The sequence below is a fragment of the Bradyrhizobium sp. 87 genome, assembly GCF_023073015.1.
GTDB lineage: Bacteria > Pseudomonadota > Alphaproteobacteria > Rhizobiales > Xanthobacteraceae > Bradyrhizobium > Bradyrhizobium canariense_D.
Genome location: NZ_JADPIQ010000141.1, coordinates 68,271 through 85,943, shown reverse-complemented (window position 1 = coordinate 85,943; position 17,673 = coordinate 68,271). Strand labels below are relative to the sequence as shown.

The following is a 17,673-nucleotide window of genomic DNA, read 5'->3' as shown; positions in this document are numbered from 1 at the left end:
TCTCTAAAATGCATGGGGCGGCGATGAGCTCGCCGCCCCATTTGTTTCACATTGACGAACGGATTTCCGAGGCAAGGGCGGCCAGCGTCGCCTTCACGTCGGCTCCGTTGACCATTTTCTGCATGGCTACGGCCCATGCGTTCATTGCTTCGGCAAAGCCGACGCGGGCTGTGAAGGCGAGTTGCGCCCGTTCCTGCACGGTTTTAAACGTGTCTACGAAATTGTTGAACTCTGGCTTTGCCGCATAGTCGAGCCAGGCCTTGTCGCTCCAGGTCGAGGCGCGCGGAGAGTTGACGAGCTTGCCGGCGATGGCGCCGTTCAGCTCGACTTGCTTCGATGTCGCCCATTGGATGAACAGCCAGGCGGCTCCTTTTTTCTGGGACGCAGCGTTCATCGCAAGCGACCAGATCCAGATATTCGACTCGAAGTTCTTGCTGGTCGGAGCGTGCAATGGGGGTGCGAACGCGATTTTGCCGGACGCGGGCTTGCCAGCCACGTCGTTCCAAAACCCGAACATATTAGAATCAATCGCCATCGCGGTGCGCCCTGAATTGATGCCATCAACGACCTGGTACCAGTTGTCATTGGCAAAGGACGGCGCCGCGCATTTCTTGATCATGTCCACATAGTCTTTGTGGAAGGCGATCGACTCGGGCGAATCCAGCCCTGTCTCCAACTTGCCGTCCTGGACGACGAAATCATGCACGCCATAGGACCTGGCAATCGAGATGGCAGCTGTGTGGATGCTGCTCCAAAAACGCACGCCGCGCACGCCCAAAGGGGTGATGGCGGGATCCGCAGCCTTCAGCTTATCGCAGGCGGCGGACATCTCTGGCGGAGTCGTTGGGACCCCGATGCCGTATTTGGCAAGTATGTCCTTACGGTAGAACAGCTGGATGTTCTCAAAGCCATGCGGGATCGCCCACACCTGCCCGCTTCCCGGCTCGATTTGGCCTTCCTTGACTTTCCAGGTCAGCGCATCCCGCAATGCAGGGAAGAAATCCTTGTAGTCGTAGCCCGCGGCCGTGAGCTTAGCGTCGTTCAGATACTGATCGAGCGGCTCGAGCAACTGGCCCGGTGCGAGATCCCAGGCCGGTTGAATGCCCGTGCCCACCACGTCCCAGCTGCGGGATTTTGTACTGAGCTGGATGGTCAGCTTATTCCAATAGGCATCGTCGGGATAGAGTTCGGGCGTCACCTTGATGCCGGTGAGTTTCTCGAATTCCGGCAACTGGGCCGCGACCGCGTCGGCATACGGATGAATGTCGTAGGCCCAGACGATCGACGTGCCTTCGAACTGGCGCCAGTTGATGTCGTCCGCCTTAGCTTGGGAAAACGCCATGGCCGTTCCGGCCAAAAGCGTGGAGCAGATGAGAGCTTTTTTTGCAAAACTAGCCGTATGGCCGCGCAAAGCGGCGAGCGTCCTTGGCATGATTCCCTCCGATGGGCTCTTTGGCCCGCAAACCACGCGCCCCCTCCTCTTCAAGCGGCCGCGGCGTTGCCGAGGCTAATCTTCGCGCATCCAACGAAAGCGGCCTTTGAGGCTCGGATTGGGTAAGGTTGGGTAAGTCAAAAAGTCGGGCGATTGGGAAAGTATCAATTGGAAGAAGCGGAGTTTGGAATGGGCCCCGGTTGACGACACAGCCTGGCGAGCGCTGTGATGGCTGCGTTTATACCCCAGTTCGAGACGAACAGCACTAAGACGCACAGGGCGAGAATCGCGATCGGTGCTCCGTTGCCGTATACGATATATGGCTTCTGGAGCGCGATCCAAGCGGCGATATGATGGGCGTTAGTGCAGCCAAGAGGTATGGGCGCAGCAATATTCGCGTTGAAGCGGTCGCCGCCCTGCACGGCAATCGTGTCAGGAGAAAGCGTTCAAATGAGTCTGCACCTACTCCATCCCGTCACAGGTGGAGAAGTCGTGAGATGCCCGGACAGATCGTCGTGCATGGCAATCAGCAAGCAACATAGACTCTAGAGAAGCTTGTGCGGCTTGGACCGCCCGCATACTCGCCGTCAATGAGCCGGCTCAACCATATCAGGAGGGTTCTCGTCTATTGGTTGAGACGGATCCTCCGATCCGTTTGCGGGCAAGAGGTATTAGCAGCCCCGATGGGATTGGCGGGACATCGGTCTCGGCGGGCAGTCTATTGGTCCCCAATCCACGCTAAACCTAACCGAAGGTACTGGCGCATTCATGCGACCTCTCCGCTGACGAGGCTCGAGGAGCGATCGGTTGCGACTGGTCGGACGAGGCGAGGTACCGCAGCAATCAGACGCTTGGTATAGTCGGCCCGTGGATTGAGGAACACCTCATCCGTATCGCCACTCTCGACGACGCGTCCATGGCGCATGACCATGACCCGGTCGCTGAGATGGCGAATCACGCCGAGATCGTGCGAGATGAAGAGATAGCTCATACCGAGCTGCGCCTTGAGATCCCCGAGCAGATCGAGCACCTGCGCCTGGATCGAGACATCCAGAGCGGAAACCGGTTCATCGCAGACGATCACGGCTGGCTTTGGCGCGATCGCACGCGCGATCGCGACGCGCTGGCGCTGGCCGCCCGAGAGCTCCAGTGGCCGGCGATCCAGGAATGCTGGCGATAGGCCCACCGACTCGAGCAGCTCAATAATGCGCAGGCGACGCTCCGACCCGGTGTTCAAATCAAGGAGGCTGTCAGATATGATGCGGCCGACGGTCCAGCGTGGATCAAAGGAGCTGAGCGGATCTTGATAGATCACGGAGATCGAGCGGCGTCGCGCCCTACGCTTGCGTTCGGCGATTCCGCTCCACGCCTCTCCCTGGAACTGGACGGCTCCCTCGTCGGGAGTATCCAGAGCCATCGCCAGGCGGGCTGTGGTGGATTTACCTGATCCTGATTCCCCCACAAGGCCCAGCGTTTCGCCTGACCGAAGCTCGAAGGACACACCGTCAACCACCGTCCGCGGGACGCCATCAGGGCCGTTGAATCGCTTCACAAGATTGATCGCACTGAGGATGATTGCAGTGGATTTAGGCGAGTGTTGTTGTTGCAGCGGGCTCAGAGACTTGGGTAGCCGTGCAATCGCCGTGGACGACAAACGGGAGCCGCGGGGACGTCCCGAGGGTACCGCGTTCAGGAGCTGCGAGGTGTAATCGTGTTGCGGGTTGCCGAAGATCTGCGCAGCTGGTCCACGCTCGACGACCTCGCCTTCGCGCATGACCAGAACATCATCCGCCATGCGCGAGACCACCGCCAGGTCATGGCTGATCAGGATCAGAGCCTTGCCCCGTGCCTTGGTTTCCTCCAGCAGCGCCAGCACCTGCGCCTGCACGGTCACGTCGAGCGCGGTGGTTGGTTCATCGGCGATCAAGAGGTCTGGATCGAGTGCGAGCGCCGACGCAATGAGGGCTCGCTGGCGTTGGCCACCGGACAATTGATGCGGCAGCTGCCGGGCTTTGATCTCAGGCTCAGGAACCCCAACGAGTTCGAGCAGCTCAACCACGCGGCGTTTGAGTTCCTCACGGGAGTGGACAGCACGATGGAGAAGGAGGCCCTCGCCGATTTCTCTGCCGACCTGACGGAGTGGATCGAGCGAGAGAAGGGCGTCCTGCAGCACGAAGCCGATCTTCTTGCCCCGGATGAGCCGCCATGAACGTTCATTGAGGTCAGTCAGGTCTGTCCCTGTGAAGTTCATCTCGTGCGCATGAACATGTGCGCCATGACCGGCAAGCCCGACGAGAGTGCGCGCGGTTACGCTCTTGCCCGAGCCGGATTCGCCGACGATCGCGAGGCAACGCCCCGGTCGAAGCGAGAACGACACGCCACGCACGGCCGTGCCGTTTGGATTGTCGCGTCCGAATGACACGCGCAGCGAATCTACGTTGAGAAGACTTGGCTGAGGAGGCTGGGGAGAAAGAACATGCAACATGTCAGCCCTTTCCTTCGAGGCGGTTCTGCAGATAACGTCCGATCACCGTCACGCTGAGAGCAAAGATCACCACTGCCAGACCCGGCATGATCTCGAGCCACCACGCATAGATCACGTAGTTGCGGCCAGCATTCAGGAGCGCCCCCCATTCAGGGGCGGGAGGGGGAACACCGAGCCCCAGAAACGCAACCCCCGATGCCCAGATGATGGCCTGGCCGACGCCAAGCGTGATCATCGCGGTCAACGGGTTCATGGCATTGGGGAGGATGTGCCTTCGCACGATACGCCAATAAGGGTGTCCAAGCGCCTTGGCTGCCTCCACATATCCTGCGCCCTTAACAGACAGGACCTGCCCCCTGATCATCCGGGCATAACCCGGGGCCGTTCCGATCCCGACCGCGATGACCAACGTCAGCACAGTCGTGCCGAAAACGGCCACGAACAGAAGCGCAAGGAAAAGCACCGGTAGCGCGAAGAGTGCGTCGAGCAAACGGCTGAGAACATGATCGATAGCTCCGCCGCAAAGACCGGCGGCGAACCCCAGAACGAGTGCAATTGACACGCTCAACGCGGTCGCGCCAAGACCAATGGTCAGGGACTGCCCTGCCCCTTCAACAATGCGGGAGTATAAATCGCGACCGGACTGATCAGTCCCCAGCCAGTGGCTGGGCGACGGGGCCTGTAGTGAGGACGTCAGGTCAATCGCCAGCGGATCATGGGTCTGTAGCAGCCAGGGCGCGGCCGCCGCTGTTAAGAAGAACGTAACGATGGTTATGGCCAGGCAAACCCGCAAAGGAATTGCCTGTGCCGTTGAAAGTGCTTCCTTCCAATAGTGAGATTTGAGGACGTCTGGTAGCGCGGCAGAGCAAGTCATGCCAATTTGATCCTTGGGTCAACGATACTGTAGGCGAAATCGACGGTCACGCTGACAATGACAAATAGGCCAGCGGAGACCAGAATGACGCCGGAGACGACGGGAACGTCGCGCGTGGATGTAGCGGCGACCAGGACGCCGCCAAGTCCCTGTCGGGCAAAGACGGCCTCAATTAAAACGGCACCGGACAGAAGCTTACCGAACGCCCAGCCTGACAAGGTGATTGCTGGCAAAGCTGCATGGCGCAGGACATGACGAAACCGCACGCCGAGATCGCCCATGCCTCGCGTTCGCGCCGAAGTTACAAAGGGCAACTCGAGCAAACGCGTGAACTCACTGGTAACGACTTGCCCGAAGAGCCCAGACAGTTCCAACGCCAGCGCCAGGGTCGGAAGAATGAGGCCGATCGCCGAATTTCCTCCCACCACAGGAAAGATGCGAAGCTGTACGGCAAAGACGACGAGCAGGATGGTAGCTAGCCAGTAAGGCGGCACGGTCGCCAACAGAACCTGCATCCCGCTCAGCAGCGTTGCCCAGAAATTATCTCTCCCGGCTGCAAAAACTGTGGTCAGAATAGTGATCACCCACGCGGTTACGAGCGCGGCGACCGCAAGGAGGACGGTTGGCCCAATCTGTTCGGCAATGATGGCTGCCACTGGCCGGTGCTGGTGGTAGGATTGGCCAAGGTCCCCCTGCAAAATCCCGGAGATGTATTTCGCGTATTGCAAGAAAATCGGCTGGTCGAAGCCATATTTTGCGTTGATTGCCGCAAGCTCTTGTCGAGGGGCCGCCCCTACATTGCCGCTGACGACGTTGAGGATGATCTGGGCGCGGTCACCTGGCAGCAGACATTGGACGAGGAAGGTGAATGTTGCCGCAGCCCATACGGTCGCTGCGGCGGACAGGATGCGATGTGCGAACCACACGGCCTGTCTGCGGGCTGCGACTTTCACGGGGCGGATTTCTTGTCGAAATAGCTATCATAGAAGACCGGCTCGCCGACGGAGCCGCGGTCGAGCCAAATGTCCTTTAGATGTGCTTGCACAGCTAGAGTGACGTCAAGGACTGCGAACCCCACGACAGGAGCGTCAGCGACGATCTTGCGCTCTGCTTCCTGATAGAGCGCGGTTCGCTCAGCATTGTCGAAGTGTTTTTCGGCCTTCTGAATAATGTCCCACAGTGCCCGGTCCTGGTAGCGTGAGGGATTGAAGCGATTGAGCTCACCATTAAGGTCAGGCTTCCAGGAGATGCGGAAGATTTCAGCGCCGGGAGCAACCCAGTAGAGAAGGACGACCTCGTAATCGTTCGGACCGAGATTTTTCCCGGCGAAGAAATCGGCCTGGTTCGTTGGCTGAAGCCGCACGTCGAAGCCGGCAGCCTTTGCCTGCTGTTGGATCACCTGCACGGCCTGCTCACCGTCGGGCTTCAAGAACGAACTCGAATAGGAGATGCGTACGACGAGCGGCTTGCCATGCTTGAGGCGAACGCCCCTGCTGTCACGCTCGGTCCAACCTGCCTGATCCAGGAGCTGATTGGCTTTGCCGACGTCATACCTGTATGACGGGGCAAGCTCGCTGATATATTCGGGCGAGCTTTGGCTTAGCGCGCCATTGCCTTCAAACGGCAAGGAGCCCAGGAACGAGGACTCGACCGCGACTTTTCGGTCGGCGGCATAGGCAAACGCCTGGCGAACGAGCAGATCGTCAAAAGGCGAGCGAGCCGTATACAACGCCAAGCGCAGGGGCGTGCCACCCGTAATGTGCCGCAAGACAGTGAAGCGCGAGCTGGCATCTTTCCAAGCGACGGCTGGAACGTCGTAAGCTGCATCAGATTCCCCGGTTAGCAGAGAGCCATACCGAACGGTCTGATCGGGGAAGAACTTCCACTGGATCCCGTCAACGTAAGCCGGTCCCTGGTGCTTGGCTGTTGCCGGCGCGGAGTTGTAGTCGGGATTGCGGCGGAATATAACCTCTTTTCCCCGATTCCACTTCTGGACGATGAATGGACCCGATCCGACCGGGTTCTCGCAGTTCACCGCAAGTCCACGCTTGAGCGCCGTTGGCGACAGAATGCCCTGGGACGACTGGGCCAGAACATTGAGCAACGGCTGGAACGGCGCCTTTAGCGTTAGTCGAAGTGTCGCGGGCGCGATTGCCGCTGCCGATTCAAAGTTGTCGCTGAGGTAAGGAGCGGCCGTCGGATTGCGGAGGTCCGGATTGGTGCTGAGCCAGCCATTGATGTTGTCGGCAATGGCCTGTGCATCGAGCGGTGTCCCGTCGGTGAATTTCACGTTCGGCTTGATCTCAAACGTGTACACTTTCTTGTCGTCGGAGATGGTCCATGATGTGGCCAGCCATGGCACAATCTCCCCGTCCTTGGTCCGGGCGACTAGATTGTCGCTATATTGCCGCTGTAGATACCACTGCTGGACCCATCCTCCGAACAAGCAAGGCGGCTCCTGAAAGTGGCCATATCGAATAGTGCCGCCGCGCCTCGTACTGTCGCTCGAACCGTCCTGAGCAAAAGTGCTGGGCGCATAGGCGATCTGCGACAGCGTGGAGAGCGCGATTGCAATGGCTGCTGCCTTTTGCTTTCTGTAAGCGTGTGGCTGGCCCGCGAGAAACGCAGATGATTGTGTGTCGGACAGAGACATATCGAACTCCAAGCTATTGATAGTGAAACCGCGAGGCAGACGGGCGATCAGGCCGTCGCCCGCTCTTGCGACGGAACGCCCCCTGGGAGCGCAAGGCCAAAACGGTCACGCAAGGTTTCTTCCCGATACTCGGTGCGAAACAGTCCGCGGCGCTGCAGTATTGGAACGACATGATCGATGAAGGCGGGCGCACCATCCTCCAACACATCTGGGATGATGTTGAAGCCATCAACTGCGCCGGCGCGGTACCATGCCTCGATCGAATCGGCGATCTGTTCCGGTGCGCCCGCGATCACGCGATGGCCGAAACCTTGAACGCTGCTTATGATTTCCCTAACTGTCCGGCCCTGGCGTGCCAAGCTTTCGATGGTGCGGTGATGACCGACGGAAAATGGGACATCATTCGGATCGGGCAGCAGTTCCTCCGGAATGGGTTTGTCAAGACTGAGCTTTTCGGGCGCCACATTGATGCCTCGCGCCAAAGCGACAAGCGCGCCGGGCAGATCGAGTAATTCGTCGATCGCTCTCTTGCGGCGATACGCCTCCTCTTCCGTGCCGCCAACGAAGGTGACCAGGCCCGGCAGTATGATCGGCGCCGTCCGCCGGCCGAGTTGATGCGACAGCGCACGCAGGCGTCCGGCCTCGCGCAGCGCTGTCTCCAGGTCGCCCGCAGCAGCGAACACCAGATCGGCGCTGCGCGCAGCGAGCCGCAATCCGTCGTCCGAGCCTCCCGCTTGAACGATGATCGGGTGCACTTGTGGCGAACCGGGGTGCGTGAGCGGACCGCGGACGCTAAAGATATTGGTGTTGGGGTCGAGCAGTCGAAACTGGGGATTGGCGTAGATTCCAGAGGTCTGATCCCCGACGATTGTTCCATCTCCCCAGCTCAGCCATAGCCCTCGGACGGTTTCGACGAAGTCTTCGGCGCGCTTGTAGCGCTCCTCGCGACCGAGCTCGTGCCCACCGAAATTGCCGACCGTCGCGGGGCTGGAGGTGGTGACTGCATTCCAGGCGGCGCGGCCGCCGCTAATGACATCAAGTGATTGGAAACGACGCGCCAGGTTGTACGGCTCATTGTACGTCGTCGATGCGGTTGCAATCAGTCCGATGTGCTTCGTCTCACGTGCGATTACGGTGAGAACAAGCGTAGGTTCAAGCCCGTTGAGTGGCGGTCGGCGGGTAATATCCCAAGATATTGCCGGGGTATCTGCAAGAAACACCGCGTCGAGCAAGCCGCGCTCGGCCACCTTCGCTGCCCGAAGATAATGCTCGATGTCAAAGAAAGCGCTCGGATTGGTGCTCGGCCAACGCCATGCTGCGGCGTGTCCGCCTGCGCCGTGAAGATTAAGCCCAAGATGAAGCGTTCGGATTGCAGAAGACATGAATTCTCCAGGCGCGGGATGGCATGCGCAGTTCAAGGGGTGTGTTGGCTCGGCTAAGCTATCTGGCTGCTTCTTGCGCTCCCGCGCAGAGAACGAGCGGCATCCGAGGACGCGGCGAGGCCGCCGGTCGAGATTAGCGGATCAGGTGAAGCAACTCGCGCGCTCAAAGAGCCCGAACACTCGCCCAAGCGCGAGCCAGCTGGACCTCTGACGAATTCGATCGAGCGACGGGTGGCCAGGGGACATCGCGTATTGTACTTGCCCGAACATATGCTGGTGAGCCTTATAATGCGTGCAACTCGCGCGATGACCAAAGCCGCTGTCATGACAACTCCACGGCCGACACCGGCGGCCTTCGATCGCGAGAGAATCAAGCGACGGGACATCAAACGCAATAGTTGCGTATTTCAATCTGCTACCGCGCGCTGGCATACTCTTCTACGACAGCCTCGTTGTCTTCGAGCTTGCAGGATTTGTGCGCGTGCAGCCTGCTTGTCGCAGTTTCGGAGCGCGATCCCAAAGTCACGCCGAGGCGAGTGATTGCAAATCTGGTATGTCTCTAGGAACACCGTCGTTCGGGGCGCGCGCACGGTGTCGGCGATGGGGATCCTCGCGTGTCCCTCGATAGGGTAGAAGAATTCTCGGGCCGATCGGCAAGGGACATAGCCCCGCGGCTTGCCGGGCACCCTTGTTGCGCGGGCAGCGCTCTCCGCCCGAGCATCGCCAGCATGAGCTTTAGTGGCCTCGCGTGCCTCTGTGGTGTGACTGTCAAAGCGCGTCACTCGAAACGTGATCGACTTGGGCGCGCGAGATCAAGCGTCTTGAGCAATTGTCTTGCCTCCTGACCAAGCCTGCGCTCGCATGTCTCCCGAAACCGGCGCGATCAATAGGGAGCTGAGATAGGGCGCTCCGCCAACCCAGCAGCGACGCCGCTGCGCGCTGGTCGATAGCTCGTTCGCCGCGGCGCTTTGCTCGTCAATCGCCGCGGGCTGCCGACGTCACATAGTTGCCGACGTTGCTCACGACCTTCTTGATCGAGGCAGGATGCTGACGACTTCGCCGGAGATGCCGTCGGCTCAGCACCTGGGTTGCGCTGCGCTTCTGGGACACCGACCTGACTGGTCCACCGCTGCTGTTCATTCGTAAGCAGCTCTTGACGTGTAATGGAATTTAAAGCCCGCTTGAAGCGAACCTGTCGCGTGCATCCTGAATAGAATGCGACAGATCCCGCGACAGCTCGATGATCGGTCCAGCTGCGGACGCACCATCAAGGTCGCGCATAATGGCCCCGATGCAGCAATTGGCTGGTTCCAGCACCGCTAATGAGACCGACATTTCTGCGGGGGTGCGAACCCGAGCAAAATCGAATTGCGCCAGAGCGGCACCTAGTCCGCGAAGGTGTTCAGCGGCGGAATTGTACGCTTGCCAACCTGGGTTTGGGAAAGCAAGGAGAAATCTTGTTGGCCTTCTGGGGGAGGAAATCCGCAGCCAAGCGGCAATTCCGGCCCCGAATCGCTTATGTCAGTCGAACGGGACAACGCGTTTCCGTTCATGGGCGAGGCAGGCGTCTCGGCTCGGTGCGGGCGGGGTCGGTTCCCTGCATCAACACTGAGGGAAACTTGCTCCAGGCCTAGTGTAACTCCCCGGTAACGAACTGGGCTCGTCCCATGCCGAATGACCAATCTTCGTCCGCATTGATCACAAAGCTTATCATGAGGTCAGTTGGCGCTACTCCACAGGACGACGACAGCCTCTCGGCCAGGACGCGATAAAACTCCAATTTGGACGCCTTGTCGCGCGGTCGGCTCGTCAACTGCAACATGACCAATTTATCGGTCCGATTGATATCAAGACCTGTGTCAAGCGCGACGATGCTGGACTTGGGGTGCTGATGCACCACCTGATAGCGGTCGCGGGGCGGCACGTGGAGCGTTTCGACCAGAACTTCGTGAGTGACATCCAAAAGCCGTTGGATCTCCGCATCACTTCGTCCCTCGATCAAATCGAACCGTAAAAATGGCATGGCGATGCTCCTCACTGCCGGCTCAACTAACAAAGCTGCGGCGGGCAACCAAGGTGGACCGAGCAATGAAAAGCTGCAATACGCGTTGTATGTTTTCTCTGCCGAGATCGACATCATCATTCAAGATGACGGTCATCTATCTTTAAGATGGACGGCGGAGCACTCCAACTCACGCGGCCTGAACACTTGCCAGGAAGCGATCGACATCCGCTTTCAGCAAAGTGGACTGGTGGTTCAGCCCACCTGCAGCCGCAAGCACATCGGCCGCAGCCACCCCGGTTTGGGCAGACGCCTCGCTCACCCCGACGATGTTGCGCGATACGTCTTCGGTGCCTTGCGCGACCTGCTGGATGCTGCGTGCGATTTCGCGCGTCGCGACACCCTGTTGCTCCACGGCGGATGCAATCGCAATTGCGATCTCGTTGATCGAGCATATCGTGCCGCTCACGCCTTCGATTGCTTGGACAGCCTCGCTCATGGCGCCCTGCATGCCGTTGACTTGGGTCGAGATCTCCTCCGTTGCACGTGCGGTCTGCCCTGCGAGCGACTTCACCTCGCTTGCCACGACGGCAAACCCCCTTCCCGCCTCGCCGGCACGGGCGGCCTCAATGGTTGCATTTAGCGCCAGCAGGTTCGTCTGGCTTGCGATCGCGGTTATTAACTGAACCACGTCTCCGATCTTTGATGTCGCGGCTACAAGACCTTGAATTGTGATATTAGTCCGTTGCGCCTCTTCAACGGCGCCTCCGGCGACCTTGGTCGAACGCGCCACCTGATTGCCTATCTCGGCGATCGAGGCCGAGAGCTGCTCAGTGGCCGACGCGACCGACTGCACGCTTGAGCTGGCCTCTTCTGCAGCAGTCGCAACCACTCCGGACTGGCGGCTGGCAGATCTCGCCGTCTCCGACATGCCTTGGGACGTCGTCCTCATAGCGGAAGCCGAGTGAGAGAGGGCATCGAGTGACGTGCTTACACCTTGCGCGAACTCGTCGGCCAGCTTGCCCAGGAGGCCCCGTTTTTCCGTCTCGGCTATCAATTTCATCTCGTCCTGTTCCTGGCGAAGGCGAGCGGTCTCTATCATGGCGTCCTGAAACACTTTGACGGTCGTCGCCATCTCTCCCACTTCATCCGCACGCGAGAGCGCAGGAATCGCCAATCTTGTATCGCCACTGGCGAGCTTTCGCATCGCCCCCGTGAGACTGGCGATCGGCCGCGTGATACTGCGGCTGAGAAGAATTGACGTGGCCACGACAAGCGCAAGGGCTATAAGGACGAGAAGGCCAATGCGCTTTGCTTCTGCCATGAATATCGCGTCTATGTCGTCCAGATAGATGCCGCCCGCGACTGCCCAGTCATAGGGCTTGAACCCCACGACATAGGCGATCTTGGGAAGTGGGTCGCCGACGCCGGCACGGGGAAAGCTAAAGGCGACAAAGCCGGATCCGCCGGACTTCACAAGATCGACTTGCAGCCGGGAGAAAAAGACACCGTTGGCATCCGAGGTGTCCTTCATGCTCTTGTTCTGAAACTTGGGATTGGGATGCGCGACCAGTACGGAATCCATGTCGAGGGCATAGAAATAGTCGTCCTTGCCGAAACGCAATGATTGAAGCAGTTGCTTGCTCCGTTCCAAGGCCTGCGCATCGGAGAGCCCTGCCGCTCTGGATCCCTGGTAGTCCAATTCAAGCACCTGCTTCGCCAGGAGGACGAGCTGCTGAAGCTTGTCTTTTCGGTCCTCGAGCAGGCTGCTCTTGAGGGCCGACAAGCCGACCCCGGCCACGGATGCAACACCTAGAACAGAGAGAACCACCATCAACATCAGCCTGGAAGAAATCTTGAACTTGGCAAGCATGAAAAATCCTCAACACGCTGAGTCCGACCATCACTCCGCCTCATCTATCGCACATTGATAAAAATTGCCTTTAGCCCACAGGGCCACCTTGATATCAGGGCCAGTCGACCAAGGGCGCTGGGATGTGAGTTTATCGTTGCGATCACTGCGGTTCGCGGCGAACCATTACCAGTTGAGATGACGGTCATCTCTTCTCTAGATGACGATGCGCGCCGCATCGTTCCCCAATGCGTCTTTCACGCGGCCCACATTGTTCGTTAGGATGATTGTGACGTCATTCAAAAAAGTGGCTGCTGCTGGCTTCAAGAGTGGACTGGAATGGATCTCTCCGATCTCAAAGTGTTCGAGACGGTTCTGCGTCTTGGAAGTATTAGCCGTGCGGCAACGCAGCTGGGTACTGCTCAATCCAAAGTCACAACTCGTATCCGAGTGCTTGAGGGCAAGCTTGGCATTTCACTCTTCGAGCGTCACGCACGGGGCGTAACGCCAACCCCGGCAGCCCGCAGGGTCCTCCCCTATGTCGCGAGGCTTTCAAAACTTGCCGCGGATGCCCGAGCTGCGGCACGGGATGATGGTGTGCCGAGGGGCACTCTGCTGATCGGAAGCCTCGAGACGACCACCGCGTTGCGATTGTCTCCGCTTTTGCCAAGGTTTGCCAGCGCCTGTCCCCACGTCCAGCTCACGATCAAGACCGGAAACACTACACGCTTGTTGAATGACGTCCTCGAGTATCGTCTCGACGGCGCGTTTGTCGCGGGCCCGGTGGATCACCCGGACCTGCATCAACGGCCTTTCTTCCACGAGGAGCTCGTGCTGGTAACGACCCCTTCGGTCCGGACAAAGGACCTGGCTGCCATCGGGCCCTTGAAGATCGTCTTTCAGACCGGCTGCTCTTATCGCACCCGTCTGGAGACGATGCTGATGGAAATGGGGATCACTCTGTCCGAGCCGCAAGAGCTTGGTTCTCTCGACGCCATCATCAGTTGCGTCTCCGTCGGCCTTGGTGTCACCTTGATGCCGAGAGGTGTCATTGCAGCTGCCGCCCGGGACGGCAGGGTCGCTGCGCATGCGTTGCCGCCTTCCCGGACGGCCGTTGAGACGGTGTTCGTCTGGCGAAAGGATGTCTATGTATCGAGCGCGATGACAGCCCTGTTCGATCTGATCGAATTCTGGCCGTAACTCGAGCCGTCCAGCCTAGGACCGCCGCTCGCCTTCGAAGTAGTTCAATAGGCCCGTGCCTGGTGCGCAGTTGACATACTCGAAAAGCTGGTTGTTCTCCGGCAGCACGAAGACTTCATGCCAGGTTCTGAGCTGGTTCTTCGCGCCGAACTTGCGGTAACGGGCCATTGCGGCGCGGAAGATCGCCCCGTGCGACGGATGATGCTCAGCCCAGTTCTCCATGTGGCCGAGCGAGAGAAAATATCCGAGCGCATGAGTCTCGAGCTCGGGTGCCCCGCCGACATCGCATGTTTGCTGAAACCGCAGCGAGCAGCAACCCGTTGCCTCAGGACTTTCGCGCAAGAAGTCCATTCCGCGTTCGAGGGGAGCTCGCAGGTCGCGCATGTAATCTTCGGTTTGGTCGGCATCGCAGCGCCCCCAAAAGGCCGCCGACCGAATCACCGTGAGGTTCCGGGGCGTAGCGATCCGCCACCGATTGGACCTGGTCTCGCGCGGCGTCGCCGATGGGAGCTCAGGCAGCACCGACGGCAAGGGATCGACCGCCGACAGTGGGATCCGGTCGCGCATCGCGCCGTAATAGCCGCAATACGGTGTCGGGTAGAGCGCCACTTCGTTAGAGCGACTCATTCCGGCTGGATAATCGTTCCAATACAGCGTCTCAAGGCGTTCAATCGGAACGGTCAAGCTCTCACGGAAGTAGCCCGTTGCCTCCGAACACCTCGCCGAATCGTTCCACCAATTTGCCACGCGACTATCTTCGAGCCAATCATCACGACGGGTCCGGTCAACCCAATAGCTCGCAACCACATGCGTATAGAGGCCGTTGTGATCGACGAACCACGCATGATCGTGCACGTGCGGGCCGTTCGGCAGGCTGACGGCTTCGGACATCCACCGTATGAAGCCGGACTTGTAGACGGCTTCCGCGTTCGGTCCCTGGATGCCGTGAAATGCAACACACAAGGCGTCGCATTTGCGTGGGAAACCGACGGACCAACGCTGGACCACCGGCTCGAAACCTTTCGGCTTACGCAGCGGATTGATCCGCTCCAACACCTGAAAATTCATAGCGAGCTCCGTTCCCTAGTGGATTCCAAAATATGCCTTGTGAAGCTCGGAATTCTCTTTCAAGAGTTCAGCGCTTCCTTTGGCGACAACGAGTCCTTGTGCCAGCACGTAGCCGTAATCGGCCACGTCGAGCGTTTGACGCACGTTCTGCTCGATCAGCAGAACCGAAAGTCCGGCTGTCTTCAGTTGTCGGACTATTCCGAAAACCTCCGAGACAAATAACGGCGACAGTCCGAGCGAGGGCTCGTCGAAGATCACGAGTTCCGGATCGGCCATCAGCCCTCGCGCGATGGAGAGCATCGACCGCTCACCGCCGGACAGTGTTCCCGCGAGCTGGCTTCGCCGCTCCTTCAGACGCGGGAACACCTCGAACATCTCCTCCATCCGGGCCGCAACGCGCCTGTCGTCACGCATGATCAATCCGCCCACCTTGAGGTTATCAAGGACGCTCATGCGCGGCATCACGCGATTGCCTTCCGGGACCGTCGCGATCCCGAGGGCCGCGATCTTGTGGGTAGGCATGTTTGTAGTCGCTACGTGCCCAAAGCGAACCTCGCCTTTCCGGATCCGGGTCAACCCGAGGATGGCCCGGATCAACGTGCTTTTGCCGGCGCCGTTGGCCCCCAGGATGGCCGTTACCGTACCGGGCCTGACCTCGATGGTCACGTTCTTCAGAACGTCAGCGCGATCGTAGCCGGCGTTGATCGCATTGGCCGACAACGTCCGCGCCGCGGTTCGTCGCACGCTGATCATTGCCCTATCCCGAGATAAGCTGCCTGCACTTCGGGGTCGGCTATCAACCCGTCAAAACTGCCTTCGAAGACTTTTCGGCCGAAATTGAGCACGATGCAGCGATTGGAGACACGCCGGATGACGTCCATTTCGTGCTCCACCAGGACCACGGCGAGGTCCGGCATCTCGGACCTGAATGCGAGGAGATCGTCCATGAGTTCGCGCGTCTCATCCGGGGTCATACCGGCGGAGGGCTCATCCAGCAACAGCAGGCGCGGCCTGCCGATCAGCGCCCGGCAGATCTCGATCCGCCGACGATCGATCATCGCGAAAGAGTTCACAGGCTGGAACAGCCGGTCGGCAATCGCGGCGTTGAAGCGGGACGCAATCTCCCGTGCGCGATTGACCGTCTCCCGCAGCTCTCTGCCCCACCGCGCGCGCCGAAACAGATTTGTAAGGAGACCGAGATCGCAATGGCAGAGGGCTCCGACCGCAATATTGTCGAACACGCTCTGATCGAGCATCAGCCTCGATCGCTGAAAGGTTCGCGCGACACCGGCACGACCGATCATCTGGGGCGCACAGCCAAAGAGGTCGCGGCCATCGAGCCGGATCGTTCCCGCGTTCGGGTCGTAAAGTCCCGTGATGACGTTGAAGAATGTCGTCTTCCCCGATCCGTTGGGCCCGACCAGCCCGATCGTCTCGCCGCGGCCGATTTCGACGTCGAAACGGTCGAGCGCGACCAGCCCGCCGAATGTCTTGGTGAGACCGGCACAATGCAGCAGACTGCTACTCATTTTGGCGCTCCGTCGATGAAGCGGGACAGGTCCCTCACCGGACGAGGCAGGATGCCGCCCGGGCGGAACAGCAAGATGACGAGCACGAGCAAGGCGAACAGCAACAGGCGGAATTCCTGGATCGACTGCAGTTTTTCCGGCACTTCCAGGATGATCAGCGCGGCTACGACGGAGCCCCACAAATTGCCGATTCCGCCCAGCACCACGATTGAGAGCATCAGCAGGGAGTCCCCGAGGCCCGCGCCGTTGGGTGTCACGAACCCGTTCATCATCCCGTAGAGCGCTCCAGCCATGCCGATGATGGCGTTGCCGAGGACAAAGCCGACGACCTTCCACAGCCGGATCGACAGGCCGAACACCGCCGCGGCGGTCTCATCGCTGCGGACAACGTCCAGGGCGATGCCGACCCACGAGTTTTCCAGACGACGGACGAGGATGAATACGAGGCCGAACATGCAGACCGAGAGCGTTGCATAGGGCAGATAGAACGACACGCTCCATGGACCAATCTGTTTGAGCCGGGCGAAATCGAGCCCCATGATCGAGAAGCTTCCGATCTTCAGCCCCTGGGGCCCGCCGAGGACGTCGTTGACTTCGAGCCAGGTCCGCAGCAGCACGCCGAAGGCGATCGTCACGAGCGCGGCATAGTGCCCGCGCGTTCGCAGCACCGGCAGCAACAGCACGAGGCCCATTGCACCCGTCACAATCGCGCCGATCAACGGCGCAAATGTGCGCGGAACGGTGGTGTATGCAGTCACTAGGACGGCCGTATATGATCCCACGACGAAGAAGGCCGCGCCTGCGAAGTTGGCGATGCCGGCGAATGCGAGCTGCAAGTTGAGAGCGATGCAGGCAGTCGAGAAGATTGCTACCGTTGACAACATGAGAAGCGCGTAGTGATCGGCGTGAAACAGGACAATCAGGATCAACGCACACAGCAATGCCATGCCATTGGCAACGCCTCGGTAGTCGCCGCAGGTGGCGGCAATCTCCCGGCCGATCTGCGTTCGATCGGACACTCCAAACGCCAGAACGAAGGCTGCGAGCAAGGCGAGAACGACGGGCTGGGATTCGGCGTGCATCATCACGCCGCCGCCGGAAAACAGGAGCGCCACCACGGCTGCGACGAGGGCGCGCGGATGACGACGAATCCGTGGGACGGAGAGCGAGGGAGCCGGGCTTGAAAGGCTGCTCAT

General features: G+C 59.7%; 13 protein-coding genes. 1 reads left to right on the top strand and 12 read right to left on the bottom strand.

What is annotated here, in order from left to right; all coding sequences use genetic code 11:
• Window positions 1-46: 46 nt before the first annotated feature.
• The 8 genes from IVB50_RS38170 to IVB50_RS38135 all read right to left on the bottom strand — a co-directional run bounded on the left by IVB50_RS38170 (window position 47) and on the right by IVB50_RS38135 (window position 12,701).
• Window positions 47-1,432, bottom strand: a complete 1,386-nt coding sequence (locus IVB50_RS38170; protein WP_247300021.1) for an extracellular solute-binding protein — start codon at window positions 1,430-1,432, stop codon at window positions 47-49.
• Window positions 1,433-2,198: 766 nt separating this feature from the next.
• Window positions 2,199-3,917: an ABC transporter ATP-binding protein gene (locus IVB50_RS38165; RefSeq protein ID WP_247300019.1), complete on the bottom strand. Its 1,719-nt coding sequence runs from the start codon at window positions 3,915-3,917 to the stop codon at window positions 2,199-2,201.
• A gap of 1 nt (window position 3,918) precedes the next feature.
• Window positions 3,919-4,791, bottom strand: a complete 873-nt coding sequence (locus IVB50_RS38160) for an ABC transporter permease (protein WP_247300016.1) — start codon at window positions 4,789-4,791, stop codon at window positions 3,919-3,921.
• Entirely contained in the window at window positions 4,788-5,744 is a 957-nt protein-coding gene (locus IVB50_RS38155; protein WP_247300014.1) for an ABC transporter permease, read from the bottom strand. Before IVB50_RS38155 ends, IVB50_RS38160 begins: the two co-directional genes overlap by 4 nt.
• Window positions 5,741-7,444, bottom strand: coding sequence for an ABC transporter substrate-binding protein (locus IVB50_RS38150; RefSeq protein ID WP_247300012.1), 1,704 nt, complete (start codon window positions 7,442-7,444; stop codon window positions 5,741-5,743). The genes IVB50_RS38155 and IVB50_RS38150 overlap by 4 nt, the downstream gene beginning before the upstream one ends.
• A 47-nt stretch (window positions 7,445-7,491) precedes the next feature.
• A complete protein-coding gene (locus tag IVB50_RS38145) occupies window positions 7,492-8,826 on the bottom strand; it encodes an NtaA/DmoA family FMN-dependent monooxygenase (protein WP_247300010.1) in 1,335 nt (444 codons plus the stop codon).
• A gap of 1,630 nt (window positions 8,827-10,456) precedes the next feature.
• On the bottom strand, window positions 10,457-10,849 hold the full coding sequence (locus IVB50_RS38140) for a tautomerase family protein (protein ID WP_247285611.1): 393 nt from the start codon (window positions 10,847-10,849) through the stop codon (window positions 10,457-10,459).
• 169 nt (window positions 10,850-11,018) lie between these two features.
• Window positions 11,019-12,701: a methyl-accepting chemotaxis protein gene (locus IVB50_RS38135; RefSeq protein ID WP_247300008.1), complete on the bottom strand. Its 1,683-nt coding sequence runs from the start codon at window positions 12,699-12,701 to the stop codon at window positions 11,019-11,021.
• 318 nt (window positions 12,702-13,019) lie between these two features.
• Between IVB50_RS38135 and IVB50_RS38130 the strand changes: the two genes are divergently transcribed.
• Complete coding sequence (locus tag IVB50_RS38130; RefSeq protein ID WP_247300007.1) at window positions 13,020-13,880, top strand: LysR family transcriptional regulator; 861 nt, start codon at window positions 13,020-13,022, stop codon at window positions 13,878-13,880.
• Between the two features lie 15 nt (window positions 13,881-13,895).
• Here IVB50_RS38130 and IVB50_RS38125 read toward each other — a convergent pair whose 3' ends face one another.
• The 4 genes from IVB50_RS38125 to IVB50_RS38110 are packed head-to-tail and all read right to left on the bottom strand — an operon-like array spanning window position 13,896 to window position 17,673.
• The gene (locus IVB50_RS38125; RefSeq protein WP_247300005.1) at window positions 13,896-14,948 is read right to left on the bottom strand and encodes a phenylacetaldoxime dehydratase family protein; all 1,053 of its coding nucleotides are present in this window, start codon (window positions 14,946-14,948) and stop codon (window positions 13,896-13,898) included.
• A gap of 15 nt (window positions 14,949-14,963) precedes the next feature.
• Entirely contained in the window at window positions 14,964-15,668 is a 705-nt protein-coding gene (locus IVB50_RS38120) for an ABC transporter ATP-binding protein (RefSeq protein ID WP_247300002.1), read from the bottom strand.
• Window positions 15,669-15,697: 29 nt separating this feature from the next.
• On the bottom strand, window positions 15,698-16,477 hold the full coding sequence (locus tag IVB50_RS38115; protein ID WP_247300000.1) for an ABC transporter ATP-binding protein: 780 nt from the start codon (window positions 16,475-16,477) through the stop codon (window positions 15,698-15,700).
• Window positions 16,474-17,673 carry a branched-chain amino acid ABC transporter permease gene (locus IVB50_RS38110; RefSeq protein ID WP_247299998.1) on the bottom strand — a complete coding sequence of 400 codons (1,200 nt, stop codon included), beginning with the start codon at window positions 17,671-17,673 and terminating at the stop codon, window positions 16,474-16,476. The genes IVB50_RS38115 and IVB50_RS38110 overlap by 4 nt, the downstream gene beginning before the upstream one ends.